The sequence below is a fragment of the Exiguobacterium sp. B2(2022) genome, assembly GCF_028823655.1.
In the GTDB taxonomy this organism is placed as follows: Bacteria; Bacillota; Bacilli; order Exiguobacteriales; family Exiguobacteriaceae; genus Exiguobacterium; species Exiguobacterium aestuarii_A.
This window is the reverse complement of sequence record NZ_JAPEHX010000016.1, coordinates 1-23,151: the sequence shown is the minus strand read 5'-3', so window position 1 is coordinate 23,151 and position 23,151 is coordinate 1. Positions and strand designations below refer to the sequence as shown.

Genomic DNA, 23,151 nt, shown 5'->3' with positions numbered 1-23,151 from the left:
GTGTAATCGTTCAATATGAACGGAATATGAACAATGTCAAAAATGAAGGTGGAACGTCGTCCCGATTCCTTTAGTCGATTCAAGGGTGATTTGTCCACCGTGCAAGGCGATGATATCTGATGTGATGGCGAGCCCTAACCCGGTTCCCTGAGTCGTTCGTGCGGCATCACCTCTGAAAAATCGGTCAAATACATGACGTTTCGTCTCCTCATCCATTCCGATTCCTTCATCGATAAAGGAGACGCATATCCAAGGATTGACGGTGCATGTGATTCGGATCGTCCCACCATCGTTTGAGGCATGGATGGCATTGACTAGTACATTGTTCCACACTTGTGCGAGGAGGACGGGGTCACTCTTCAATTCGACATCAGACGGAATGTCGGTCATGACGGCAATCCCTTTTTGATTGAGCAAAAAGGCGTTCATCTGTATGACCTCTGAGATAGACTGTAACACGTTCACATCCGACGCAAGGGTCGGTGGATGTTCATCTAAACGAGATAACAGTAAGAGTTGTTTGGTCAATTGAGATAAACGTCTCGTTTCTTGTTCGATGACGCGTGCATATTCTTTCGATACACCGTCGGTACCTTCAGCCAACTTTTCCGCATAGCCGACGAGTGACGTCAAAGGTGACTGAAACTCATGAGAGACGTTCGAGACGAATCGACGTTGTCGTGCTTCGGTCTGCTTGATCACATTCGTCATCTCTTGGAACTGTCTCGCTAACGTTCCGATTTCATCTTTTCGTTCAATAGGCAGATGTTTCGGCTCTAGTCTCATGGCCACGTCAGTCGTCGCGGTTGTGAGCGTTTTTAACGGTCGAACGAGCGAACGAGTCGACATCGCAATCAAGCTGAACGCGAGAATGGTTACGAGTGCGAAGAACATGCCTACAAAAAGGTGAAGCTCTCGGATTTGGGCACTCAGGTCAGGTCGAATGAAGACGACATCTCCGTTTTCGAGTGTCCATCCGTACGTATTCGTCAATTCATTATCAAACAGCCCTAAAAGGAACAGGTGAAATGGGAAATCACGCATTCCTTGATAAGGTGTGCCTGAACGGACAGATGAAATCACATCGTCAGGAATCGATTCATCTCTAAACGAACCACCATAGCGCGATCGTGTATTTGTCGAATCAATCACAACCAATTGGTAACCTGTCGCAGCCAAAAACGAATAAAATGCGTCTTCGTCTGCATCGGTATGCTCCGAGAAATAGGTCGACGCCTGTTTTGCGATTGTCTCAGTCTTCTCACTATAGGAAGGTTGCCACCACGTATAGTAAGCGACATTACTGATTAATAACGAAATGGCTCCAGAAATAAGCAGAATAAAAAACATGGTGAGAATGATTCGAGTATATAATGTCTTCATTTCAATACCTCTAGTGAATATCCGACACCGCGCACTGTCCGAATCGAGAGTGCGCGGTGGTCGAACCTGTGACGAAGTCGTTTGATGTGCACATCGACGGTTCGTTCATCTCCTTCGAAATCAAAACCCCATACGAGTTCAATCAATTCTTCGCGACGATATACCCTGCCTGGGAATGAAGCGAGCTGAAACAATAGTTCAAACTCTTTTTTGGGAAGGTAGAACAATTGGTCGTCGAGCTTCACTTCATATTCGGTTAAATCCAACTGTAGCGGTCCTGCTTGAATACGCGAAGCAGATGAGCGGTTATATCGCCGTGAAACGGCTTGTAATCGGAATAGTAATTCTTCCGGGATGAAAGGTTTTGTCATATAGTCATCTGCCCCGTGCTCAAACCCTTGACGTTTATCTTCCCATTCGCCAAGTGCCGTCAATAAGATGACCGGAATATCAAGTTCCGTTTTCAGGCGGCGACACAATTCCCGACCATCTATACCTGGTAGCATGATGTCGATAATCGCTGCATCAATCGGCTGAGTCCTATATAGCTGCTCGCCTGACTTCCCGTCTGTTGCAATGAAAACATCGTGACCTGCATCTTCAAACGTCTCTTTCACAAGACGTAAAATTGAAGGGTCATCTTCCACGATGAGTAAACGCATGTCAATCGTTCCTTTCTATAAAACTTACACGCGAAACGAGGTGACCCATACGAAGTCACCTCGAGTCGAATCAGTTCAATTGTTTCGTCATTTCCTCGTGCAAGGCGCGAAGCGCACGGATAAATGCATCTTTGAAGTACTTATCTTCTTGTGTCTCTAATGTCTGAATCGCTTTTTGATCGCCCGTTGATGCTTTTAAGAGCAAATTCACGACTGTTCCCCATCGTTTGACGTGTTCTGGTCTTGGATGATTAAGGGCGGTTGTCAACGTAAACCAATACGGTTGATCGCGACGTTGAAGGGTGGCAATCATTTGTTTTGCAAGTAGAGCCTCTTCTTCGGAAGGAAGGGTCGCCGTCGCGAACCATCCGAGTAATGAGGCACTCATCGATTCGAGTTCTTGCTTCATCGACTGTTCCATCGGCAAACGTCCGAAATCCGTGACGTTGACAAACACTAAGCGGTCTTTTGGATCGATATGAGTGACCCATCCCGTGACCGATTTCATTTTGTCCCGTTCTTTAGATTGTGCCTTACATGTATACCCTTGTTGTTTTCCGATATAAATACGGAACTGCCCCCGGTCGACATGTTTGTCCACCTTGAACTCAATGTCTTGTCCGACTTGAAACGGTTGGTTCCGCTTATTCAGCGTCTGTCCTTTTTTCAACTCAGGTCGTTTCGAGATGTGACGCAGCGCTTCTTGTTCGGTGCGGTCATCTAACGTCCAAAGGTTGTGGGGCGTCACATTTTTGAAACGATGGCGTCGTACATAAATATATTGGTCAAGCGCGTCAATCGCGTCTGCGGCAGGTAGTGTACCATTCAAATAGTCATCAGCGATGTCTCGTAACGTGAGTGATTCGAGACGGTCGATATATCCTGCGTATGGAATCGTCTCGACGACATATAAAGCGGTCGCAATCAATTCACTTTCACGAGGGGTCAACGGTCGTTTGGCCATGGTGCACTTCCTCTCTAGATTCATACGAATAGTATATCAAAAACCATGCAATCGTTGCGAATTCAACTGAGATTTGGAAAAACATACGGAATGGACAGGATTTCCACATCCCATCACGAATAGTAACGTGTAGAGAATCGGATGAAGGAATGAAAAGTGAGGTGAGACAATGAAGCTCTCCATCGAACCTGGTGATTATGTTGTCTTGATTGAAATCAATAAAGAAGTATTAAAATGTGTCTCCCTCGAAGAAGCGGATCAGGCAGACCGGATCAGATACGAACTAGTCGGACGGATGAGTGAACGGTTACCAGCTGAAGTCATCGTCCCGTCCATCATCGACTACATTCGCTTTGGAAGTGGATATATCGGGGATCGTATCGTCTGGGATGCAGAAACAGAGTCTTTTTTTTGTCAGCAGTTTGAGACAATCGACGGCTCTCCGCTCGGAGAAGATTTAGAAGGATTTCGTCCTGACCCAAGTCGAGTTGAACTGGCGCGGTATTATACGTATTTGACAATCGGACGAATTGTCGAATATGAGATGTTACATCCCGATGAACCAAGCTATTGGTAAACTTGTCGACAACTTTTTATTCAAAAAAAGGGAAATCTAATCCAAAGTTTGAGATAATGAAATCACTTTATCAGTTTGGAATGGAGCGGAAGGAATGAAAAAGATTGCCCTTTTGACAGCAATTGCGCTGTTATTGCCCGTAGGTGTGGATGCAGCGAAACCTGTCGTGCTTGAAAAACATGGCTACGTCGTCTCAGAGCCACGAATCACGAATCAATATTATGTACGACAAATCGGGACAGACCTGGCGTGGAGTAAAACGAGAGGTGCCTCAGATATCGTCGTGGCGCTAATCGACTCATCTGCTGACCGTAATCATACAGATTTAAAAAATGTTCCACGCGTCGTGAATTCGATGAAAGGTCCCTATAGCGCGGACACACATGGAACACATACTGCCGGCATCATGGCAGGAAAGCATAATCGTTTTGGAATTGCCGGACTCGCCCCGAACGTGCGATATCATTTTTATAATGTTTTCTATGGCAGAAACTCTGAATATACAGATTCATGGACGGTTGCAAAAGCTGTAGATACAGCTGTGGCAAAAGGAGCCACGATCATCAATTTATCACTCGGTGGAGATGACTATGATCGTCGCTTAGCTGCTTCCATCAAACAGGCGAGAGCCAAAGGTGTGGTTGTGGTTGCATCTTCAGGTAACGATGGGATGACTAAAACGTCGTTCCCGGCAAACATGAAAGAAGTGATTGCTGTCGGTGCGATTGACTCTCGTCATCAAGTTGCTGACTTCAGCAATATGGATGCGAGTGTAAAAATCGTTGCTCCTGGTGTGAATATCCTTTCACTCGGGGTGAATAATCGTTTTATTTATATGGACGGTACATCAATGGCCGCACCGATGGTCACAGCGAGTCTCGCGCTCATTAAATCAATCAATCCATTTTTAACACCTGACGAGGTGGATGCCCTAATCGCGAAAATGCCACGTTCTCAAGGGAAAACGTATACGGAGTTGAATACATCTAAACTACTTGATGCGACCCCGCGACCATTGACACTTAGTGCTGATTCTTTATGGAAGCAACGGTATATTACCGATGTGAGACTGAATGTCATGCAGCGTCCGACAATCAAAACGACGTATGGACTGTATATGGGCAGTAAGAAAATTAAAACGTTAAGTCCGAATACAAATTTCACGATGTTTGCATATGGTGATTGGCTACCGAGTGGGCAGTATCGACTTGTCGCCCAAATGACCGATGGAAAATACAAACGGTCTACGAGTAAGACGATTGATTATATCAATACGGTCAAAACGTCCATCTCCGTTGATGCGGCAGATGCTCAGACGTTCTCCTTACAGACTACTCGTAAAGGAATCGTCACCGTTCTCGATGCGGATGGCAATAAAATGTATGAAGCCCTCCATATCGCCGGGACGTTCCCAGTGAGAGGAGATACGACAAAACCGTTGACGGTGATTCTAAAGCCGACAGATGTACGTGAAAAAGTCGTATCGACGAGTTATACACCGCCCGCGGTCGAGGAAGAACCGCCATTTGTCGAATCATTATAAAGAAAAAAGCCGTCTACTCCGAAAGGAGAGACGGCTAATCTAATTTAATCGATGGTGATGGCTTCTCCACACCAACGGATACTCGCTTCTAATACATTTCCTTGGTCGTCAATATGCTCAAAACTGAGTTTACCATCGCGGATGATTTCGCATAATCCGACACGAACCCGATCACTCCAAGCGCGACGCGTTTCATGGGTTTCGTCGAACACCGGAATCGCGTCAGGGAAACGCTCTTCTAAGTGTGCTAAATTATGATGGTCAAAATGATAAGATCGTTTCGAGAGTTCGTTCGGTGCTTTAATATCGAACGGTTCGAACCCTCGGACGAGACGATTATTTCGGTAGAAGGCGAACACGCCGTTGTTCGGGTGGAGCACTTTAATGTCATCGATTTCTATTACATAAGTCAGACGTTGAATCCAACCGTTTTTTGCATCTTGATGCATCAAAATCCCTCCTTATTCAATGAACACGCCTTATTTTAGCGCTGACTGAACGTAAAATCAAGTTTCGAATTTCAGTTGTCAATCGTTGAAATTTCCGCTACAATGGTTGAAGTGACTATGAGGTCTGGACAATCGCGGGACGCAAGTTTTGAGGAAAGTCCATGCTCGCACAGCCTGTGATGGCTGTAGTGATCGTGCTACACGAAAAGATAAGTGTAGGCAACGCAAGTTGACGGCAGAAGAAACACCTAAGTCCTCGGATATGGTGTACGCTTCTTGAAAGTGCCACAGTGACGAAGTCTGATCGGAAACGTTCAGAGTGGAACGAGGTAAACCCCACGAGCGAGAAACCCAAACTATGGTAGGGGAACTTCCGAACCGGAACCGAACGGGACGGAGGGCGCCGATGTGCGCAGATAGATGATTGTCACTCCATCGTGCCAGGGAGACCGCTATGAGCACCGGAGTACAGAACATGGCTTACAGGACAACATAGTCTCAACTAACAACGACAAGGAGTTCAAGCACATATACTTGAGCTCCTTTTTTCATGATTTTTTTACAATTTACAACATGAATGAAAGATTTTAATGTAGAAAGAAGGCGATTGCAGATGGCAAAACGTAAACTGATTGCGACAGCAGCGATGGGAATCGAGGCGCTCGTTGCAAAAGAAGTAAGAGACTTAGGATACACATGTGAAGTGGAGAATGGTCGAGTTTACATCGATGCGGAGATGGAAGACATTCCACGATTAAATATGTGGTTGCGCACGGCAGACCGTGTCAAACTCGTCGTAGCGGAGTTCAAGGCGACAACGTTCACAGAACTATTCGACGGGGTTGTGGCATTGCCGTGGACAGATCTCATGCCGTGGGACGCTGCGTTCACGGTTGACGGTCGCTCGGTCAAATCGAAACTGTTCTCAATCCGGGACTGTCAAAAAATCACGGAGAAGGCAATCGTCGAAGCGATGCAACGTGGCTATCATAAGGGAGGGGAATGGTTGCCGAAGTCAGGTGCGAAATTCCCGATTGAAGTCGCTTTGTTAAAAGATGTAGCGACGATCACAATCGATACGTCAGGACCGCTCCACCGTCGAGGCTACCGTGAGTTGCATTCACAGGCACCACTTAAAGAAACGATGGCGGCTGCAATGATTCAATTGACGAACTGGCGTCCAGATATGCCGTTTTATGACGTCTTCACAGGTTCAGGGACACTCGCAATCGAGGCGGCGATGATCGGACGGAACATCGCGCCGGGTATCAATCGCGAATACTTCGCTCAGGACTGGTCATGTATCCCGAAAAAAGCGTGGTATGCTGCCATGAACGAAGCGAACGAGAAAGCGGAGTGGGATAAACCGCTCAAAATCTATGGAATCGACCTCGACCCGCGTATGGTGAAACTTGCGAAAGACAACGCGGAACTCGCCGATGTCCGTGATGCAATCACGTTCGTCCATAGTGATGCGGCCGCATTGAAACCGAAAGAAGAGTACGGCGTCATCATCGGTAACCCGCCTTACGGGGAACGATTACAGTCAGAAGAAGAAATCATCGACTTGTACGAGCGCATCGGCGCACAATATGCGAAGTACCCTGGATACAGCGTCTACATGTTGACGAGTTATGAGGACTTCGAAAAAGCATACGGTCGCCCGGCGACGAAGCGTCGGAAGTTGTACAACGGTAACATTGAAACTCAATATTATCAGTACTTCGGAAAGCGTCGTCCACGACCAGATCGTGACGCATCACCAAAATCGGAGTCATAAACGAATGACCGTTCTAGCGAGCGGTCATTTTTGCTTCTGAGGAACAAACTCACTTGTTTCATCATTCGATGAACAGGTTATACATAACATATGTATAATTAGAGGGGGACATGTGATGCAAAAGTATACCGTTGAATATCAATTACATGCGAAAGAACAGAACACTCGGACGGTCGAGGTGGAAATGGACCGGGTGCCAGATTTAAATAACCAAGAGGAACTAAACGCGGCTTACCAGATTGTATCCGACGCGATTCGTGAACCGATCACAAGTTTTGAGATTGTATCTATTACGTGAGCCCGAGGCAGTCGCTTCGGGCTTTCTACATATAACATAAAGGAGTGGACCGATTGAATATTTTAGTAGTGGGCATAGGTGACGTGGCAAAAAAAGCGTATCTGCCAGTATATGCCGGATTAAAAAACGTGAACGTGTATCTTGTCTCAAGAGATGAACAGAAGTTACAAGACATCCTATCGACCTATCGTTTTGAAGGAGGATATACGGACCTTCAAGCCGTGTCGATGACACAAATCGATGCGGTCATGATTCATTCGACGACAGCTGCCCATTACGAGCAAGCCGAATATTGTTTACGGCAAGAGAAGCATGTCTTCATCGACAAGCCGATCACGTTCTCACTTGAAGAGACAGAACGTCTTGTTGCACTTGCGAAAGAGAAGGGTGTTCATCTCGTCACGGGTTTTAATCGCCGATTTGCTACGGCGACAAAGGCGCTTAAACAAGTCGAACAAAAGAACATGATACTTATTCAAAAGAACAGAACGTATAAACCGGCGACACTTCGAGAATTTATCATCGAGGACTTTGTGCACGTCGTCGATACGCTTCGTTATTTGACGGACCTTCACCCTGTCGAACGCTTGTCTGTCACGCCGCGATATGAAGGAGATGTGTTGAAACAGGTGATGATTCATTTTCAGACGGGTGGGATTGAAGCAATCGGCTGGATGAACCGTGATAATGGATGCACGGAAGAAGTGATGGAAGTCATGTCTTCATCTGTGAAGCGTGTTACACGGGACGTCGAACGAGTCATAGACTATGGCGTCGATGGGATAAAAGAGTGGCCGCTCGATCCGTGGGAGTCAAATTTAAAGCGTCGGGGCTTTATCGACTTGATTGATGACTTTATCAAACTGTTAAATGGGGAAGCGAACAAGTCAGTCCTAGCTGAGGATAGTTTAGAGACACATCGTCTATGTGAAGAGATTCTTAAAAACGTGCAGTGAACCCACTGTTTCTGTCAGATTCATAGCGGGTAAAAACCCGATAAAAGGAGGCGATTTCGTTGGATATCCGTGAACTTATTATGCAAATCAATGACTATTTATGGTCGTACCTTCTCATCTTCGTCTTGATTGCAGGAGGTCTTTATTTTACGATTCGGATGGGGTTCGTCCAGTTCCGAATGCTACCTGAGATGTTCAAACTACTATTTGTCAAAGGGCTCAAACACGAGAAAGGTCAAGTTTCTTCATTCCAAGCGTTCGCAATCGGTACCGCAGCACGTGTCGGCACAGGGAATATTGCCGGTGTATCGACGGCGATTGCATTAGGTGGTCCTGGGGCCGTGTTTTGGATGTGGCTCATCGCCTTGATCGGAGCGGCCTCGGCATTTGTTGAGAGCACGCTTGCCCAAGTGTATAAAGTGCATGATGGCAAGGCTTGGCGTGGGGGACCGGCGTATTACATCGAACGGGCGCTCGGAGCACGGTGGCTCGGCATCGTGTTTGCGATTTTAATTACGTTTGCGTTCGGTTTTGCCTTCAATTCGGTACAGGCCAACACCATTGCACTCTCCGTGAACAATGTGTTTGAGGTCGACACGGTATGGGTCGGCTTGATTCTGTCAGTCGTCACCGCTATCGTCATCTTCGGTGGGATACGTTCTATTTCAACACTATCGGGAATCATCGTACCAATCATGGCAGGAGGCTATATCTTGCTGGCCATCTGGGTCGTCTTGACGAATCTTGATGTCGTGCCACAAGTCTTCTCGGCCATCTTCTCTGAAGGTGTACTCGGTTTCCAACAATTGTTCGGTGGTGCGGTCGGTGCGGCTGTCCTTCAAGGAATTCGACGTGGGCTATTCTCGAACGAGGCGGGGATGGGTTCCGCACCGAATGCGGCAGCTACGGCTGAAGTCAGTCACCCTGTCAAACAAGGATTGATCCAATCGCTCAGCGTCTTTGTGGACACGTTGTTCATTTGTACAGCGACGGCGATGATCGTCTTGATCTCGGGTGTTGAAGGGTCCGAGTCGTTCCAAGGGATTGAACTTGCGCAAGAGGCACTTCTCGTCGAGATTGGACCGATTGCGACGACGCTCATGACCATCGCCATCTTACTTTTCGCCTTCAGTTCCATTCTGGCGAACTACTACTATGGTGAAACGAATATTGAGTTCATCTCGGAAAAGAAACGCTATCTCATCATCTATCGGATTGCAGTCGTCGGTATGGTCATGTTTGGTTCAGTACGGTCGGCAGGGCTTGTCTGGTCCATCGCTGACATTTTTATGGGACTCATGGCGCTCGTCAACATGTATGCGATCTTCCGCTTGAGTAAAGTCGCGAAGACGTTACTCGATGATTACATGGCTCAGAAGAAAGAAGGGCGAGACCCAGAATTCTTTAAAGAAGGCGTCGATCTTCCCGGAAAAGAACACATCGAGGCGTGGGAAGCGAAAAAAGAAGAAATCAGTTAACCCATATGAGAGTGCTTCCGTTGCCGGAAGCCTCTCCTTCATTTTAACAATAATATTTCAAATACCGCATTTATATTATACTAAAGAAAGTAGAGAATGAAGATGAAACAAGTTTTATCGACAGTCGTCAAGCGTAGACCAAGCTGCCATGTTGGCCTATTACTTCATATTATCCACGTTCCCATTCTTATTATTCGTATTAGGGATTGTGGGGTTTTTACCATTTACGAGCGGTGATGTGATTCAAGCGTTATCACTCATTATGCCTGAAGCGAGTTATCGGCTGTTAGAAGGGAACATCGAAGCGATTTTCGATAACTCTAAATTGAAATTGGCATCATTCAGCATCTTACCCGCACTTTGGATTTCATCGATTGCTGTGCAGTCATTGGTTCGGGCATTAAACGATGCTTATCGTGCGGTCCGAAATAAGGCGTTTTGGAGAGGTGTCTTGCAAGATATCGCAATCACATTGGCACTCATGTTCGTACTCCCGTTCTCATTACTCGTACCGGTGATCGAAACCGCGTTACGTGAAGTGTCTTCATATATCTTGTTCATCGATGAGATCGTCACGACCTATGCCCAGATATGGTTTTACTTTAGATGGATTGTAGGGACTGGCTTACTCTTTACCGTATTTATCTTCGTTTATAAGTGGTTACCGAGTGTGTCAGGTACATTCAAGAATAGTTGGGCTGGGGCGGCATTTGCGACTATAGGAATCCTCATCGTTTCAAACGTGTTCAGCTACTATTCCCAGTTTGCGAACTATGAACAGTTCTACGGTCAACTTGGAGCGTTCATCGTCTTGTTGATTTGGTTTTACCTTGCTGCTTCTGTGATTTTGCTAGGAGGACTCTTAAACGCAACATTAATCGAGAGAAAAGAAAAACTTCGTTAGACGTGTAAATGCTAGTTATCATTTAAAAGAATAGGGAATGGTAACGTAAGGTCACATCATCTAAGCGGAGGTGGGAAACATGGATATGCAACGGCTCGTACACAATCGTCGTTTCATCGATCAATCATTGTTTTACCTCGCCTTACATCTGTGGAAATGGATCCTCCTGTTACCTGTCTTGTTCTATTTGGATGTATCGTTTCGCCAATCGCCATTCTCGGAGTTTCTAATTGTGAGTATCATATTGTATCTCATGTTTCGTGTGATACAATATGTCATCGCCAGTCGTGCTTCTTTCATGGAATTGGTTGAGTTTGGCTATTCAGTTTTGTCACTCGTTCTCGTCTTTTCATTCCTGATGGAAATTGGGGCTCCACCTGTCACCATCGCAATCGTTGGAGCGGCATATTTGAGCCATCCGATGCTTGCGCTACATCACTATCAGAATTTTTCAGAACGGAAATGGCTCAATAAACAATTTCAATTGTTTAGCCCGATGTTACGCCAAGGAGAAGTGCCTGTTCACGTCCTTGTATTGACGGAAGATGAAATTGTGATTACTGTAGAGAGTGGAAAAGAGTTTACGTACCGTCATATTTATTGGGGCGGTTTTTATGTAGAAAATGCTTTCTAAAAGGTGGTTACTCAGTTGTTTAGTGGATTCGACAATATCATTGTCATTTTGTTTTGGATTGCGACATTCATTGCGTTCTTCAAAGGGGCATATGACATGTGGCGTGAATATCGATCAACGAAGGAAAAGTCGGTTCTTTATTACTTGATTGTCCTGATCATCACATGGTTCTGGTTCAACCCATATGAACTGGTCGCACTTCATCCATTCGTGTTGATGGCGTACTATTGGAATCGAAGCAAATGGATGCGTAATGCGATGCTCGTATTGGTGCTCGTACCGTTTGTGATTCGTGTCTGGTTAATCGCAGCATCGATGTAATAAAAAACGTAATACAAAAACTCGGTCCCTCTGAAGGGAACCGAGTTTTTAAATTGGTCTGGATTATTCTTTTTTCGCAGCTGCCAATTCAGCTTCCATCTCACCGAATTCACGGTTGATGCGTTTCTGTTCTTTCTGGCTTGTAAAGTTACTGACAAGCACGATTGCCAACATACTTAAGAAGAAACCAGGAACCATTTCGTAAAGGACAGTTGAGAGTCCAGTCACGATCCAAAGGATAACCGTGATGGCACCTACAAGAATACCAGCGAGGGCACCTTGGCGTGTCATCTTGCTCCAGTAGAGTGACAACAGGATTGCTGGTCCGAATGCAGAACCGAAACCGGCCCAAGCATAACCAACGAGTGTCAAGATTGTACTAGACGGGTTAAGTGACATAAGAGTCGCCACAAATCCGACGAGCAAGACACCGATACGTCCAGCAAGTACCATTGTTTTTTCACTTGCTTCTTTGTTGAAGAACTTACGATAGAAGTCTTCTGTCAAAGCAGATGACGTAACGAGCAATTGTGATGATACAGTCGACATGACTGCAGCAAGAATTGCAGCTAACAAGAATCCAGTGATGAACGGGTGGAACAAGACTTCTGAGAATTGAATGAAGACTGTTTCCGGGTCACCGAGTGGATTACCTTGTCCACGGAAATAAGCGATTCCGACGAAACCTGTCATGACTGCACCGATGATCGATACGGTCATCCAGCTCATTCCGATGCGACGTGCTGTTTTCAATGATTTCACATCACGGATGGCCATGAAGCGAACAATGATGTGTGGCTGACCGAAGTAGCCAAGTCCCCAAGCGAGGAGACCGATAATCCCGAGTGTCGTTGTCCCTTTGAAGAGATCAAACAAGTCGGCATTGATTGTCGTTGCAGAGTTGACAGCAGTGTCTACTCCACCAAGATCCGTCAAAGCAACAAATGGAACGAGCACGAGTGCCAAGAACATGATGACACCTTGTGCGAAGTCTGTCCAACTAACTGCCGTGAACCCACCGAAGAGGGTATACAAAATCACGACACTAATTGTAACGATAACACCTGTCTGATAGTTTAATCCGAATGAGCTTTCAAACAACTTCCCGCCAGAAACGAGTCCGGCTGACGTATAGAACGTAAAGAAGATGATGATGACGGATGCAGATAGGATCCGTAGCCAGTTCGAGTGATCTCGGAACCGATTCTCTAAAAAGTCTGGAATCGTAATCGAATCGTTCGCCATCTCTGTGAAGACGCGAAGCCGTGGAGCAACTAACAAGTAGTTCAAGTAAGCTCCGATGACCAATCCAACGGCTAACCAAATTGCTGATAGTCCAGTTGCATACATTGCACCCGGTAGTCCCATTAACATCCAACCACTCATATCCGAAGCTCCGGCTGACATGGCTGTAACTCCTGGCCCCATTTTACGGCCACCTAACATATAATCTGATGAATCGGTCGTTCGTTTATACGCAACGTATCCGATAAGAAGCATCATCACGAGATAAAGCGCGATTGATACCCATTCTTGCCATAGCATTGAATTACCTCCTATTAAGTTAAGAAAATCTATTTTATCAAACTCGTTCGCGATTGTGTGAACACATCACACAGTCAATAACAAAAGTTGAAAAGGCGAACTTGTGTCTTACCTTACCGAACGATTTAAATGATTGCAAACTGTCACCTTTTCAGAAAAATGGCTCTAAAGCCCATCATATCAACGGATGAGAGTGAAAAATAGACGTTAAAAAGTTTAAATATTCTGAATATTTGAAATGTTGAGGACTTCCTGTTGTAACATTGCTGTAACATTAGGTGTCTTTTTTTCAGAAAAAGCGAAAAAAGAGCATGGATTTACATGCCCTTTTCTGACATTATTGAAAAGCCTTCTCTTCGACCAAACGCATTGTCGGGAAAGTTTGCCCGGATTTTGCCTGCATTGTGACCAAAATATACGTCTCGTTTTGATGTTTCATGATAAACACCATCGTATAGCCCGACTCGTCGGTATACCCCGTTTTCGTAGCGGTCACATACTTTGAGTAGTGGATACTTCTCTCATTGACGGAGGAGCCAAGGTGATACCACCAGCGTCGTTTGCCATTTCCGTCTTTGTCATTGAATTCCGCTTTGAATTCATATGTACCGGCAATCTCAACAAGTTCAGGATATGTACTAAATGCGTATGTGATTTTGGCCATATCATTCGCCGTCGTGTAGTGATTTGGATCGGAGTATCCGTGCGCGTTCACAAAATGGGTACCTGTCAATCCAAGAACTTTTGCCCGTTCATTCATCAATTGAACGAATGCTTCGGTCGAACCGCTCGTATATTCTGCCAGACTGTTTGCGGCATCATTCCCTGATTCAAGAAGCGTGGCGTATAGCGCCTGGCGTACCGTTAATGTATCACCAATCTCAAGATGCGCGATGTGGCTGTCCCAAGGGATATCGAGTGTTGAGGTCTGGATCGAAATGAGCGGCTGGTCGAGTTCGTTTGCCGCCGATGCTTTCTCGTAGGCGAGTAAAGCTGTCATCAGTTTTGTCGTGCTGGCAGGGAAGACGCGGTCGTCAGCATTTTTGTCAATCATGATCTCTTGTTTGTCCACATTTACGAAAGTCATCGCGCCGACTGGAATGTCTTTGTTATGGAGTAACATCGTTTCACTTCTGTGCCAAGTTCCCATCTCGATGTCGGGGAATACGGGACCTTGTTTCATCGGTTCTACTTTTGGCGCCGCAGTTTCAGTGGGTGTCGGTGCTTCTTTATCCTGCTTAAATCCGACCAATGTCGGGATCAGTGCGACGATTCCAAGCAACACTACCGCTGCAACCATTCTTCGCATGATGTACGTTCTTCTTCGGTGTCTCCTTCTACGGGTCAAAACAAGTCCCTCCTTTATCGTTACTCTATAAAGATAATAGAAAACGCATATTTATTGCGCCGATAAAATAAAGAACTAGGTCAATGATTGATGATGAAACGATGGTGTATCGGGTATAGAGGTAAGAATGCCATTAATGAGAGGGGAATAAGCCATGCAACGTTATCCGTTCACAAACTCCATCTGGCGACAACATGACACAGGGACACTTTACCCACCGTTAACCGCTTCGGAATCATCTGATGTCGTGGTCATCGGAGCCGGAATCGCCGGGCTAGTCTGTGCCTATGAACTCCAAAAGCGAGGAAAACAAGTAACGCTCCTAGAAGCATTAGAGATTGGACACGGCACGACAGGACACACGACGGCGAAGTGTTCTGTCCAACACGGAGCGATATATCAGAAGCTGATTCGACATTTCGATGAAACGACTGCCCGACTATACTACGAATTTAATGCAGAGGCACTCGGCTATCTCCAAAAGCAAATCGATGAAGGATTTGAATGTGACTATTCGATAGAAGACTCGTTTTTATATTCAACGGAACCGAGTGAAGAACTGTCCAGAGAATTGGATGCTTATCGTCGGTTGAAACTTGACGGAGGGGATGCGACGGAGGAAGTCAGAAACACGCTTCCCTTCTCAATTAATCAAGCGCTAGTCATTCGAAAGCAAGCACAGTTCCACCCAGTTAAGTACTTACGTGAATTGGCAGATCGATTCGTCCGACTGGGTGGGAAGATTTATGAACAGACGAGGGCGTTAGATGTGAGTCAAGGCCCACGCCCGATTGTCACGACTGCTACAGGAAGAAGGGTTCAGGCCAATCAGGTCGTGATTGCGACCCATTATCCATTCAATGACCTACGCGGCCTATACGTGTCAAAATTTTCAGTAGAGCGCTCCTATATCGTCGCTTGTGAAACGGATACAGCTCCGCTGAAAGGGATGTATTTAAGTGTTGACCAAAACAGTCGATCGTATCGGTCATATGTAGATGATGGAAAAACGTATTTATTAATTGGCGGAGAAGGACATACAGCGGGACAGGTGACGGACACCCGAAGTCGCTATGATCGTCTGGAGAGTGATGCACAACACTATTTTGGAACGAATCGGGCGTCGTATCGCTGGTCTTCTCAAGATCTCATCACGTTGGACTCGCTTCCCTATGTCGGGCAAATGTTCAAACGGGAACCAGACATCTTACTAGCTACAGGATTTCTAAAATGGGGGATGACTAATGGGATTGCAGCAGGGAATTTACTCGCAGACCAGCTTACCGGTCAGTCGAATCGATTTTCGGAGTTGGTGTCGCCACTTCGGAAAACCGTCAAACCAACTGATGTCGGCTCATTTGTTAAAACGAATCTCGATACGGCGACACAATTCGCAAAAGGGACCGTGGAACGCGTACTCGAACGCAGGGACGTGGAGGACCTTCAACTAGATGAAGGTGGAATCGTGCAAGTGGACCATCAGACAAAAGGGGTGTATCGAGATTTAGACAACCATTGTCACGTAGTCAATCTGACATGCACCCATCTCGGTTGTACGGTGAAATGGAACAATGCGGAACGGACTTGGGACTGTCCCTGTCATGGGTCTCGTTTTGATGCTAAAGGAGCCGTCCTAGAAGGTCCTGCGACAAAACCACTTCCCTACAAGATGCGAGAAGATTTGTAAACTAGTATAGGCAAAGGTTGACAGCTATAATAAAGTAGAAAGAGAACAGAACAACACATAGGGGTGAATGACAGATGGAACTAACAAAAGAATGGCGTGAACATTTTAAGCAATTGCGTGCGTTCGATGAAGCAATCTCTCTCTTATATTGGGATATGCGTACTCAGATGCCGGAACAGTCGGCACCGCTCCGTGCGGAAACAATCGGATATTTGTCGACCGAGGCGTTCAAACGACAAACGAGTGAGTCGTTCGCTTCTTTATTAGGACGCATGTCTGAAGAAGGTGGATTGTCTGAAGTCGAATCGCGTTCGCTTGAAATCGCAAAAACGCAATATGAACGAAACGCAAAGATTCCTCATGATGAGTATCAAGCGTACGTGACGCTCGTATCTGAAGCTGAACACCAAAACGATTGGGACATGTTTGCTCCATATTTGAAAAAGATTATCGGATTCCAACAAAAATTTGCGGAATATTTCGGCTATGAGAAGCATCCATACGATGCCCTGCTTTATGATTATGAGCCGGGGATGACAGTTGAATTGTTAGATCAGCTGTTCGCTTCTCTCCGAGACGAGCTGGTTCCGCTCATTCAACAGCTTCCAAAAGAATCACTTTCACTAGATTGGTCGATGCCGGCAGACATTCAAGAAAAGATTTGTCATGATTGGATGAATGTCGTTGCATACGATTTGTCCCGTGGTCGTCTTGACGCGACGGTGCACCCGTTTGAGATTACGATCAACCGTCGCGATGTCCGAATCACAACGAAATATGATGAGGCGGATTTCCGTAATGCCTTGTTCGGAACGATGCACGAGGCAGGGCACGCGACGTATGAACAACAAATCGACCCAATGCTTGACGAGCTCGGGCTAGGCGGTGGCGCATCGATGGGAATCCATGAATCACAGTCGCTCTTCTTTGAAAACTTTATCGGTCGTAGTGAAGTGTTCTTGCGCCGCGTCTATCCGAAACTCCAAGAGCTCTACCCGGTATATGGTGACATCGATTTTGATACGTTCTATCGTGGAGTAAACGAGGCAAAACCTTCACTTATCCGAATCGAAGCGGATGAACTGACGTATAGCCTTCACATCATCATCCGCTATGAACTCGAGAAAGCACTCATTCAAGGAACGTTATCCGTCGACGAGCTTCCGGCCGCGTGGAATGAGAAGTATAAAGAGTATCTCGGACTCGATGTTCCAACAAACGCTAAAGGCGTACTTCAAGATGTACATTGGGCTGGTGGTTCGTTCGGATATTTCCCAAGTTATGCGCTCGGTCTCATTTATGCAGCCCAGTTAACGGAGGCATTGAAAGCAGACCTTCCTCAATTTGAGACACTAATTCAAGATGGTGAGATTGAGCCGATCAAAACATGGCTCCAAGAAAACGTCCATCAATATGGAAAACGTCTGACACCGAATGAACTCATCCAAAAAGTGACGGGGCAAGAAATCTCGGTTCAACCACTTGTTCGCTATTTGACGGACAAGTATCAGACTGTGTCCAAATGAAGCGGTTCGCGCACCGTGGTGTGATGGCACTACAACCGGAGAATACGATGTCGGCATTCAGACTCGCGCTGGATGCGGGGGCAGATGGGATCGAAACAGATGTTCATTTGACCAAAGATGATGAGCTTGTTCTCATTCATGATGAGACATTGGAACGTACGACGGACGGGAGCGGTTTGGTGTCTTCATACACGCTCGACGAATTGAGAAGGTTTAACGCCGGAGTTCGATCTTCTCAACAAGAGGTCATCCCGACCCTGCAAGAACTTCTCGAACTTGTTAGGGATGAATCGATTCGATTAAATCTTGAAGTGAAGACGGATGTGCTACGATACGTTGGCATCGAATCTCGGTTGCTCGATACAATCGAGTCGTCGGGCATCAACCCGTCTCGTATCCTCTTCTCTTCATTCAATCACGAGACAGTTCACCGATTGAAAAAGATGAGACCAGACATCGAGGCGGCCATCTTACTCGCGCAGCCACTATATGACACCGTTGGATATCTGGAATCGGTTGGTGCCGATTCAGTTCATCCGCATATCGATCGCATCACGAATGAGGAGATTCAATCGTTGCAACGACATGGTGTGCCCGTCAGACCCTATACGATTAAGACAGAGGCACAACTCGATCGCTGCCGAACGTTACAAGTCGACGCCATTTTCGTCAATGATATCGAATGGGCAAGTAAAACCCTTTAGTCACAGACTAAAGGGTTTTACTTTGTCGAGATTGGGAATCTACAATAATGTAAAGGTTGCGCTTTCATGCGCTAGCATATCGGAGCACATTCAGGACATAGTGTCCCCTTTACGTCATTGTCGGATTGTCTTAAGTTTAAGATGTCACCGAGCTACATAGCAATCAGATGTAGCACACCATGTAGCACTGCATCACACTTGTTGTATGCAATTCGTAGGTTACCGTAGACAAAAGGAGGAAATTTCACATGAAGAAGTTGATGTCTTTACTGGGTACACTAGCACTGGCCTTCGCTTTCATCCTACCGGTTAGCGCCGATGGACATGAAAATGCGATGGTCCGTGTGCTACATGCTTCACCTGATGCACCGGCAGTTGACGTGTATGTGGATGGGGAAGTCGCGGTCGAGGGAGCAGAGTTCAAGGATCTCACTGACTACTTGACACTTCCTGCAGGGGATTACAACGTTGAAATCAAGCCAGCAGGTGACACAGAAACAGTCGTCGTCGCAGCAGACCTTTCAATCGAAGCAGGCAAATTCTACACAGCTGCTGCGATCGGTCAACTTGAAAACATCGAAATCGCTGCAATGGAAGATGATGCGAACTTCGAAGACGGTAAATCAAAAGTCCGCGTCGCACACTTTGCACCAGATGCACCAGCAGTGGATGTCGCACCTAAAGGTGGAGACCCACTCTTCTCGAACCTCGAGTTCAAAGCAGTAAGTGATTATGGCACACTTGATGCTGGTACGTATGACCTTGAAGTTCGTCCAGCAGGTGCGACGGATGTCGTGAAAGCACTTGACGGAGTCGCACTCGAAGGTGGTAAGAACTATACAGCATTCGCGATCGGACTCCTTGAAGGAGAACCAGCGTTTGAAGTACTCCTTGCCGCTGACGGTGGAGAGATGGCAATGGCCCCTGAAACAGGACAAGGTGGTCTCGCTCAAACAGCATCAATGAACTGGTTGCTCGCAGCAGCAGTAGTTGGAGCAGCAGCGGCTGGATTCTACGTCTTTCGTCGTCAGAAGCAAGACGCTTAAGCTGTTCTTTCTAGGTACCATCACATTTCTAGTGATGGGTGCTCAAGCTGAAGCACCAGACAAACCATTTGTCATGCCGACGGCCGAATTCGCTGAACCACTCGTATTGACCTCTAAACAGGTCGACAGGCAATCGTTTCATTCGAAAAGTTTCACCCCGAAACGACTCGTCATTCCATCAATTGATGTCGATGCATCGATTGAAGCGGTCGGGAAAGATGAGGCTGGTCGGATGGATACACCGTCTGAAGTGGATCAAGTCGGTTGGTATCAGTATGGTGCGAAAGCAGGGGCGACCGGAAACGTCGTCTTGTCGGGTCATCTTGATGACTTGAACGGTCCCGCCATCTTTGCGAATCTTGGTCAACTTCCGCTAGGAGAACTGGTGACGCTCCAGGGGGAAGATCAAGTCGCTACGTATGAAGTAGTCAGTGTGAAGCAATATCGCCTTGATCAAGTCCCGCTCGCATCAATCTTTGCGGCGACTCAGGCGAAACGGATTCAACTGATTACATGTGCAGGGCCATACGATGAAAATCTTGGGTATCGTGACCGGATCGTCGTCACGGCACACTTGATTGAAACAAACTGACAGCAAGGAGATGCAAACACACGTTTTGCATCTCCTTTTTCATGCCTCATAAAAAATAGACCCCAACCAATATGGCTGAGGTCTGTTCATGGATTAAGCGTCCATGCGGTCTAACAATTTTGAAAGTAAAATGAGTTCCTCATCAGAGAAATCAGTAAATACATCCATCAAGTATTCGATTTTCATGCTCTCTAACGTCTCGAACAACTCGCGACCTTCGTCTGTCGCTTGAAGTTCGACGACACGGCGGTCACGTTCGCTGCGTTCGCGAGAGATCAATCCTTTCTTCGTCAACTCATCAGCGAGTGCTGTGATCATCGAAGCTGAAAATTGAAACTCATTCGACAAAGCAGAGGCGATTTGAGGACTCTGTTGACAAAGAGAACGTAGAATGAAGAATTCATTACGAGTCAAATATTGTGAGAACATCGAACGGAGATTTTTTTTCACTCCGCGATAGTTCATCCGGATCCCACGTTCAGCATCAGCGACGAGCTGACGACGTGAAGCAGTTGGTACAGGTGTTGTCATCCTCGAAACTACCTCCTAGTGATAATATTATTCATATATACTTCAGAACATAGAAACATTCTACATTAAAAACATGTTGTCTGTAAAGTTATAAAGGCTCGTCTTTTGAACGGATTTGTTGAATGATTTCCTCATAATGTTTCAAATCTGGATAGAAACGTCTAAAGAAGAATTCAATCTGCGGATCATCACCTTCTGCCAATAGTTTGGCCAGGACGGCATAGACGACACCCATCCCTTGTCTTGGTAAAAGGGAAGAAGGGAGTAAGGTCGCACATTGAATGGCTTGCGTGAAGTAGGTCGAAAGCGTGTCGTTCAAATCTTTGAACGTTCGAATATCTGCATAATGGAACATCCGAGTCAGTTCCACGATTGCCGAAAGATCAGTTTCGAGTAACCATTCGCTTTGGAAGATGGCTTGATCCAATTTTTCAACGGTTTGGTCGTTGGCAATATAATAGTTTAAATTGTCCCGAGTAATGGCTACTTTCTCAGGAGAATCGAGGATTTGTTCAACTGTTTCTTGTTCAAATGTCCTTAGTTGTTTACGGATGTTCACAAACTCAGAGTCAGCAATCTCAAGAAGCCCGGCGACACGACTGAAACTACGCTTGATTTCAGGAGGGACGGCATTTGGATTTTTGTAACCGAGATCATGCTCAATTTCAGCCCAGGCATGTTGTAGAATCGAACGGACCTGAATCTCCGCTTCTTTTTCTGCAAAGCGTCGGTACTCCCCGAGCGCAAGTCTTTTCTCGCTTAGTTCCACGACGTAGTGCACCGATAAATAACCGAACTCATTCGCATCGAGTAAAGTCGATTTATCAATCGATTGTTCTCGATCAATGGTAAACTCGTCCTCTAATATTTGCGCGACTGCTCGAACATCATCATGAAAGTATGTGACGATCCGAATCCCGGCAAGGTCTTGTACGTCACGTAACGAACGGTATTGGTATGGTTTACGCGAGAGTTTGGCATAGAGACTGTCCGCTTCTTTCGCTCGGGCGACAATCGAATGAAACTGGATCCCGGCTTCCGTCAATAATTCACTGAGGAGCGCTTTCAGTTTTGTGGCAAACGCTTCATAATCTTCTTTTTCATTCAAGTATTCCAGCATGATTGTATTCAGATCTTGTTTAGGCACGTCACTCACTCCTTTTCGCTGTCTTTAGTATATCATCTCCATCACGAAACGATATGGTAGCATATATACAGAGGGGGAATGAACATGAACCATACATTTCGGTCATCCGAGAGAGAAAAGTTGGAGATCATCGCTGGTTTATTGCAACAGGCGGATTACCGGATATCGCGTATCCGAGAAGATGGGAATCAATTCGTTGTGACCGCGCGATTATTGGGTCGTGTCACCATGGAAGGGGAACGTGAGCGCATCGGAGGAATCGTGCAGCATTTTGATGTGGAAGAATGGACTTTTCATGATTAGCCGATGACGATTTATGTTTACCACCTCATTTTTCGGGAATAACAAAAACAGTGAAAACCACGACTGTGAACGTTTAGGAGGATGGTGCATGTTAGAGACAAGGGTAGTAAATGATATGACAACGGTAGACCATGAAGTGAACGAGATGGTCTCAGGTGGGTGTGTGAACGAACACATCTATTTGTTTGCTAAAGATGAAGAACTGACGATTCGACTGGCAGCGGAAGCTGGTATCCAACCGTACCGCATCCCGGAAAAGGGAATGTTCGAATCGTTGCTCTCGAAATTCACGAGCAACTCGGAAGATCGCATGGAACAGATGGAAAGCCTCGGTCTTACGAAAGAGATGGTCGACTCACTCGAGCGCGAAATCAAAGATGGAAAAATCGTATTAGTCTGTGATAAATGACAATGGACCGGAAGCCCGGTCCATTTTTTAATGTTTTGTTTGATAATAGGCATTCACGATTCGTCGCAACGACTGCTGGTCAAGTCGAAGTGGAGAGAATCCCGCATCTTTTAACAATTGTTTTGTGTTTTCATCATGGAAGGTGATGTTTCGATTCAAATAAGGATTGAATACTTTCACCATGTCGTTAAATGACTGTTCGACAGAGCTGAGTGTAGACGATGGCGTCTCCGTGATCGTCAAATGCGGGAAAGAGAGCGATTCTTTCATATAGTCAAGCATCATCTCATTGTGCGGTGGCTTATCATTCGTGACATTGTAAATCGTGCCCGCTTTCGCATGCTCGATAGCGGCCAGAAGTACG

The 23,151-nt window shown here is 46.1% G+C and carries 24 protein-coding genes, 1 other RNA gene and 1 pseudogene; 17 read left to right on the top strand and 9 right to left on the bottom strand.

Features of this window, described 5'->3' with window-relative positions; all coding sequences use genetic code 11:
• Positions 1 to 36 precede the first annotated feature (36 nt).
• The 3 genes from ON063_RS04725 to ON063_RS04715 all read right to left on the bottom strand — a co-directional run bounded on the left by ON063_RS04725 (position 37) and on the right by ON063_RS04715 (position 3,009).
• On the bottom strand, positions 37 to 1,383 hold the full coding sequence (locus ON063_RS04725) for a sensor histidine kinase (RefSeq protein WP_274664396.1): 1,347 nt from the start codon (positions 1,381 to 1,383) through the stop codon (positions 37 to 39).
• On the bottom strand, positions 1,380 to 2,045 hold the full coding sequence (locus ON063_RS04720; RefSeq protein WP_274664395.1) for a response regulator transcription factor: 666 nt from the start codon (positions 2,043 to 2,045) through the stop codon (positions 1,380 to 1,382). The genes ON063_RS04725 and ON063_RS04720 overlap by 4 nt, the downstream gene beginning before the upstream one ends.
• A 70-nt stretch (positions 2,046 to 2,115) precedes the next feature.
• Complete coding sequence (locus ON063_RS04715; RefSeq protein WP_214782836.1) at positions 2,116 to 3,009, bottom strand: hypothetical protein; 894 nt, start codon at positions 3,007 to 3,009, stop codon at positions 2,116 to 2,118.
• 169 nt (positions 3,010 to 3,178) lie between these two features.
• On the opposite strand from ON063_RS04715, the gene ON063_RS04710 reads away from it, so the two are divergent.
• A complete protein-coding gene (locus ON063_RS04710; RefSeq protein WP_214782839.1) occupies positions 3,179 to 3,586 on the top strand; it encodes a hypothetical protein in 408 nt (135 codons plus the stop codon).
• A 94-nt stretch (positions 3,587 to 3,680) separates the two neighbouring features.
• A complete protein-coding gene (locus ON063_RS04705) occupies positions 3,681 to 5,129 on the top strand; it encodes a S8 family peptidase (RefSeq protein ID WP_274664394.1) in 1,449 nt (482 codons plus the stop codon).
• 44 nt (positions 5,130 to 5,173) lie between these two features.
• Here the strand turns inward: ON063_RS04705 and ON063_RS04700 are convergent, their stop codons facing one another.
• Entirely contained in the window at positions 5,174 to 5,578 is a 405-nt protein-coding gene (locus ON063_RS04700; protein WP_214692531.1) for a hypothetical protein, read from the bottom strand.
• Between the two features lie 120 nt (positions 5,579 to 5,698).
• Here ON063_RS04700 and rnpB point away from each other — a divergent pair.
• From rnpB to ON063_RS04660, 8 genes are all read left to right on the top strand, one after another.
• Positions 5,699 to 6,066: RNase P RNA component class B (rnpB, locus tag ON063_RS04695), an RNA gene on the top strand.
• Positions 6,067 to 6,191: 125 nt separating this feature from the next.
• Positions 6,192 to 7,358, top strand: coding sequence for a THUMP domain-containing class I SAM-dependent RNA methyltransferase (locus tag ON063_RS04690; protein WP_274664393.1), 1,167 nt, complete (start codon positions 6,192 to 6,194; stop codon positions 7,356 to 7,358).
• A gap of 115 nt (positions 7,359 to 7,473) precedes the next feature.
• Entirely contained in the window at positions 7,474 to 7,656 is a 183-nt protein-coding gene (locus tag ON063_RS04685) for a hypothetical protein (RefSeq protein WP_074034388.1), read from the top strand.
• Between the two features lie 53 nt (positions 7,657 to 7,709).
• Positions 7,710 to 8,612 (top strand): Gfo/Idh/MocA family protein, encoded by a 903-nt coding sequence (locus ON063_RS04680; protein WP_274664392.1) that lies wholly within the window; start codon positions 7,710 to 7,712, stop codon positions 8,610 to 8,612.
• Positions 8,613 to 8,671: 59 nt separating this feature from the next.
• A complete protein-coding gene (locus tag ON063_RS04675; protein ID WP_274664391.1) occupies positions 8,672 to 10,090 on the top strand; it encodes an alanine/glycine:cation symporter family protein in 1,419 nt (472 codons plus the stop codon).
• 148 nt (positions 10,091 to 10,238) lie between these two features.
• Positions 10,239 to 10,994 (top strand): YihY/virulence factor BrkB family protein, encoded by a 756-nt coding sequence (locus ON063_RS04670; protein ID WP_274664390.1) that lies wholly within the window; start codon positions 10,239 to 10,241, stop codon positions 10,992 to 10,994.
• A gap of 79 nt (positions 10,995 to 11,073) precedes the next feature.
• Positions 11,074 to 11,628: a hypothetical protein gene (locus ON063_RS04665; RefSeq protein WP_274664389.1), complete on the top strand. Its 555-nt coding sequence runs from the start codon at positions 11,074 to 11,076 to the stop codon at positions 11,626 to 11,628.
• Between the two features lie 15 nt (positions 11,629 to 11,643).
• The gene (locus ON063_RS04660) at positions 11,644 to 11,949 is read left to right on the top strand and encodes a hypothetical protein (protein ID WP_083600139.1); all 306 of its coding nucleotides are present in this window, start codon (positions 11,644 to 11,646) and stop codon (positions 11,947 to 11,949) included.
• A 63-nt stretch (positions 11,950 to 12,012) separates the two neighbouring features.
• Here ON063_RS04660 and putP read toward each other — a convergent pair whose 3' ends face one another.
• Positions 12,013 to 13,494 carry a sodium/proline symporter PutP gene (gene putP / locus ON063_RS04655; RefSeq protein WP_214874429.1) on the bottom strand — a complete coding sequence of 494 codons (1,482 nt, stop codon included), beginning with the start codon at positions 13,492 to 13,494 and terminating at the stop codon, positions 12,013 to 12,015.
• A gap of 337 nt (positions 13,495 to 13,831) precedes the next feature.
• Positions 13,832 to 14,803, bottom strand: a complete 972-nt coding sequence (locus ON063_RS04650) for a D-alanyl-D-alanine carboxypeptidase family protein (protein WP_274664388.1) — start codon at positions 14,801 to 14,803, stop codon at positions 13,832 to 13,834.
• Between the two features lie 193 nt (positions 14,804 to 14,996).
• On the opposite strand from ON063_RS04650, the gene ON063_RS04645 reads away from it, so the two are divergent.
• The 5 genes from ON063_RS04645 (at position 14,997) to ON063_RS04625 (ending at position 20,397) form a co-directional block, all read left to right on the top strand.
• Positions 14,997 to 16,529 carry an FAD-dependent oxidoreductase gene (locus ON063_RS04645; protein ID WP_274664387.1) on the top strand — a complete coding sequence of 511 codons (1,533 nt, stop codon included), beginning with the start codon at positions 14,997 to 14,999 and terminating at the stop codon, positions 16,527 to 16,529.
• A gap of 74 nt (positions 16,530 to 16,603) precedes the next feature.
• On the top strand, positions 16,604 to 18,055 hold the full coding sequence (locus ON063_RS04640; protein WP_274664386.1) for a carboxypeptidase M32: 1,452 nt from the start codon (positions 16,604 to 16,606) through the stop codon (positions 18,053 to 18,055).
• A complete protein-coding gene (locus ON063_RS04635) occupies positions 18,052 to 18,759 on the top strand; it encodes a glycerophosphodiester phosphodiesterase (RefSeq protein ID WP_274664385.1) in 708 nt (235 codons plus the stop codon). The genes ON063_RS04640 and ON063_RS04635 overlap by 4 nt, the downstream gene beginning before the upstream one ends.
• A gap of 248 nt (positions 18,760 to 19,007) precedes the next feature.
• Positions 19,008 to 19,805 carry a DUF4397 domain-containing protein gene (locus tag ON063_RS04630; protein ID WP_274664384.1) on the top strand — a complete coding sequence of 266 codons (798 nt, stop codon included), beginning with the start codon at positions 19,008 to 19,010 and terminating at the stop codon, positions 19,803 to 19,805.
• Positions 19,806 to 19,839: 34 nt separating this feature from the next.
• Positions 19,840 to 20,397, top strand: a complete 558-nt coding sequence (locus ON063_RS04625; RefSeq protein ID WP_274664383.1) for a class F sortase — start codon at positions 19,840 to 19,842, stop codon at positions 20,395 to 20,397.
• Between the two features lie 93 nt (positions 20,398 to 20,490).
• Here ON063_RS04625 and ON063_RS04620 read toward each other — a convergent pair whose 3' ends face one another.
• Positions 20,491 to 20,928 (bottom strand): MarR family winged helix-turn-helix transcriptional regulator, encoded by a 438-nt coding sequence (locus ON063_RS04620; protein WP_074034413.1) that lies wholly within the window; start codon positions 20,926 to 20,928, stop codon positions 20,491 to 20,493.
• A gap of 88 nt (positions 20,929 to 21,016) precedes the next feature.
• Complete coding sequence (locus ON063_RS04615) at positions 21,017 to 22,075, bottom strand: GTP pyrophosphokinase (RefSeq protein ID WP_274664382.1); 1,059 nt, start codon at positions 22,073 to 22,075, stop codon at positions 21,017 to 21,019.
• Between the two features lie 84 nt (positions 22,076 to 22,159).
• Here ON063_RS04615 and ON063_RS04610 point away from each other — a divergent pair, with 84 nt between their 5' ends.
• A complete protein-coding gene (locus ON063_RS04610; protein ID WP_214782883.1) occupies positions 22,160 to 22,378 on the top strand; it encodes a hypothetical protein in 219 nt (72 codons plus the stop codon).
• Between the two features lie 88 nt (positions 22,379 to 22,466).
• The gene (locus ON063_RS04605; RefSeq protein ID WP_214782886.1) at positions 22,467 to 22,787 is read left to right on the top strand and encodes a general stress protein; all 321 of its coding nucleotides are present in this window, start codon (positions 22,467 to 22,469) and stop codon (positions 22,785 to 22,787) included.
• A 27-nt stretch (positions 22,788 to 22,814) separates the two neighbouring features.
• Here the strand turns inward: ON063_RS04605 and ON063_RS04600 are convergent.
• Positions 22,815 to 23,151 (bottom strand): annotated as a pseudogene (locus tag ON063_RS04600) (SDR family oxidoreductase); the annotation flags it as partial.

What these genes read in the sequence shown, in the direction of transcription:
- ON063_RS04715 (WP_214782836.1), bottom strand. Translation starts at nt 3,009, where the DNA reads ATGGCCAAACGACCGTTGACCCCTCGTGAAAGTGAATTGATTGCGACC.
- ON063_RS04635 (WP_274664385.1), top strand. Translation starts at nt 18,052, where the DNA reads ATGAAGCGGTTCGCGCACCGTGGTGTGATGGCACTACAACCGGAGAAT.
- ON063_RS04620 (WP_074034413.1), bottom strand. Translation starts at nt 20,928, where the DNA reads ATGACAACACCTGTACCAACTGCTTCACGTCGTCAGCTCGTCGCTGAT.
- ON063_RS04640 (WP_274664386.1), top strand. Translation starts at nt 16,604, where the DNA reads ATGGAACTAACAAAAGAATGGCGTGAACATTTTAAGCAATTGCGTGCG.
- ON063_RS04605 (WP_214782886.1), top strand. Translation starts at nt 22,467, where the DNA reads ATGTTAGAGACAAGGGTAGTAAATGATATGACAACGGTAGACCATGAA.
- ON063_RS04685 (WP_074034388.1), top strand. Translation starts at nt 7,474, where the DNA reads ATGCAAAAGTATACCGTTGAATATCAATTACATGCGAAAGAACAGAAC.
- ON063_RS04700 (WP_214692531.1), bottom strand. Translation starts at nt 5,578, where the DNA reads ATGCATCAAGATGCAAAAAACGGTTGGATTCAACGTCTGACTTATGTA.
- ON063_RS04705 (WP_274664394.1), top strand. Translation starts at nt 3,681, where the DNA reads ATGAAAAAGATTGCCCTTTTGACAGCAATTGCGCTGTTATTGCCCGTA.
- ON063_RS04690 (WP_274664393.1), top strand. Translation starts at nt 6,192, where the DNA reads ATGGCAAAACGTAAACTGATTGCGACAGCAGCGATGGGAATCGAGGCG.
- ON063_RS04610 (WP_214782883.1), top strand. Translation starts at nt 22,160, where the DNA reads ATGAACCATACATTTCGGTCATCCGAGAGAGAAAAGTTGGAGATCATC.
- ON063_RS04710 (WP_214782839.1), top strand. Translation starts at nt 3,179, where the DNA reads ATGAAGCTCTCCATCGAACCTGGTGATTATGTTGTCTTGATTGAAATC.
- ON063_RS04645 (WP_274664387.1), top strand. Translation starts at nt 14,997, where the DNA reads ATGCAACGTTATCCGTTCACAAACTCCATCTGGCGACAACATGACACA.
- ON063_RS04665 (WP_274664389.1), top strand. Translation starts at nt 11,074, where the DNA reads ATGGATATGCAACGGCTCGTACACAATCGTCGTTTCATCGATCAATCA.
- ON063_RS04650 (WP_274664388.1), bottom strand. Translation starts at nt 14,803, where the DNA reads ATGCGAAGAATGGTTGCAGCGGTAGTGTTGCTTGGAATCGTCGCACTG.
- ON063_RS04720 (WP_274664395.1), bottom strand. Translation starts at nt 2,045, where the DNA reads ATGCGTTTACTCATCGTGGAAGATGACCCTTCAATTTTACGTCTTGTG.
- ON063_RS04670 (WP_274664390.1), top strand. Translation starts at nt 10,239, where the DNA reads ATGTTGGCCTATTACTTCATATTATCCACGTTCCCATTCTTATTATTC.
- ON063_RS04725 (WP_274664396.1), bottom strand. Translation starts at nt 1,383, where the DNA reads ATGAAGACATTATATACTCGAATCATTCTCACCATGTTTTTTATTCTG.
- ON063_RS04630 (WP_274664384.1), top strand. Translation starts at nt 19,008, where the DNA reads ATGAAGAAGTTGATGTCTTTACTGGGTACACTAGCACTGGCCTTCGCT.
- putP (WP_214874429.1), bottom strand. Translation starts at nt 13,494, where the DNA reads ATGCTATGGCAAGAATGGGTATCAATCGCGCTTTATCTCGTGATGATG.
- ON063_RS04625 (WP_274664383.1), top strand. Translation starts at nt 19,840, where the DNA reads ATGGGTGCTCAAGCTGAAGCACCAGACAAACCATTTGTCATGCCGACG.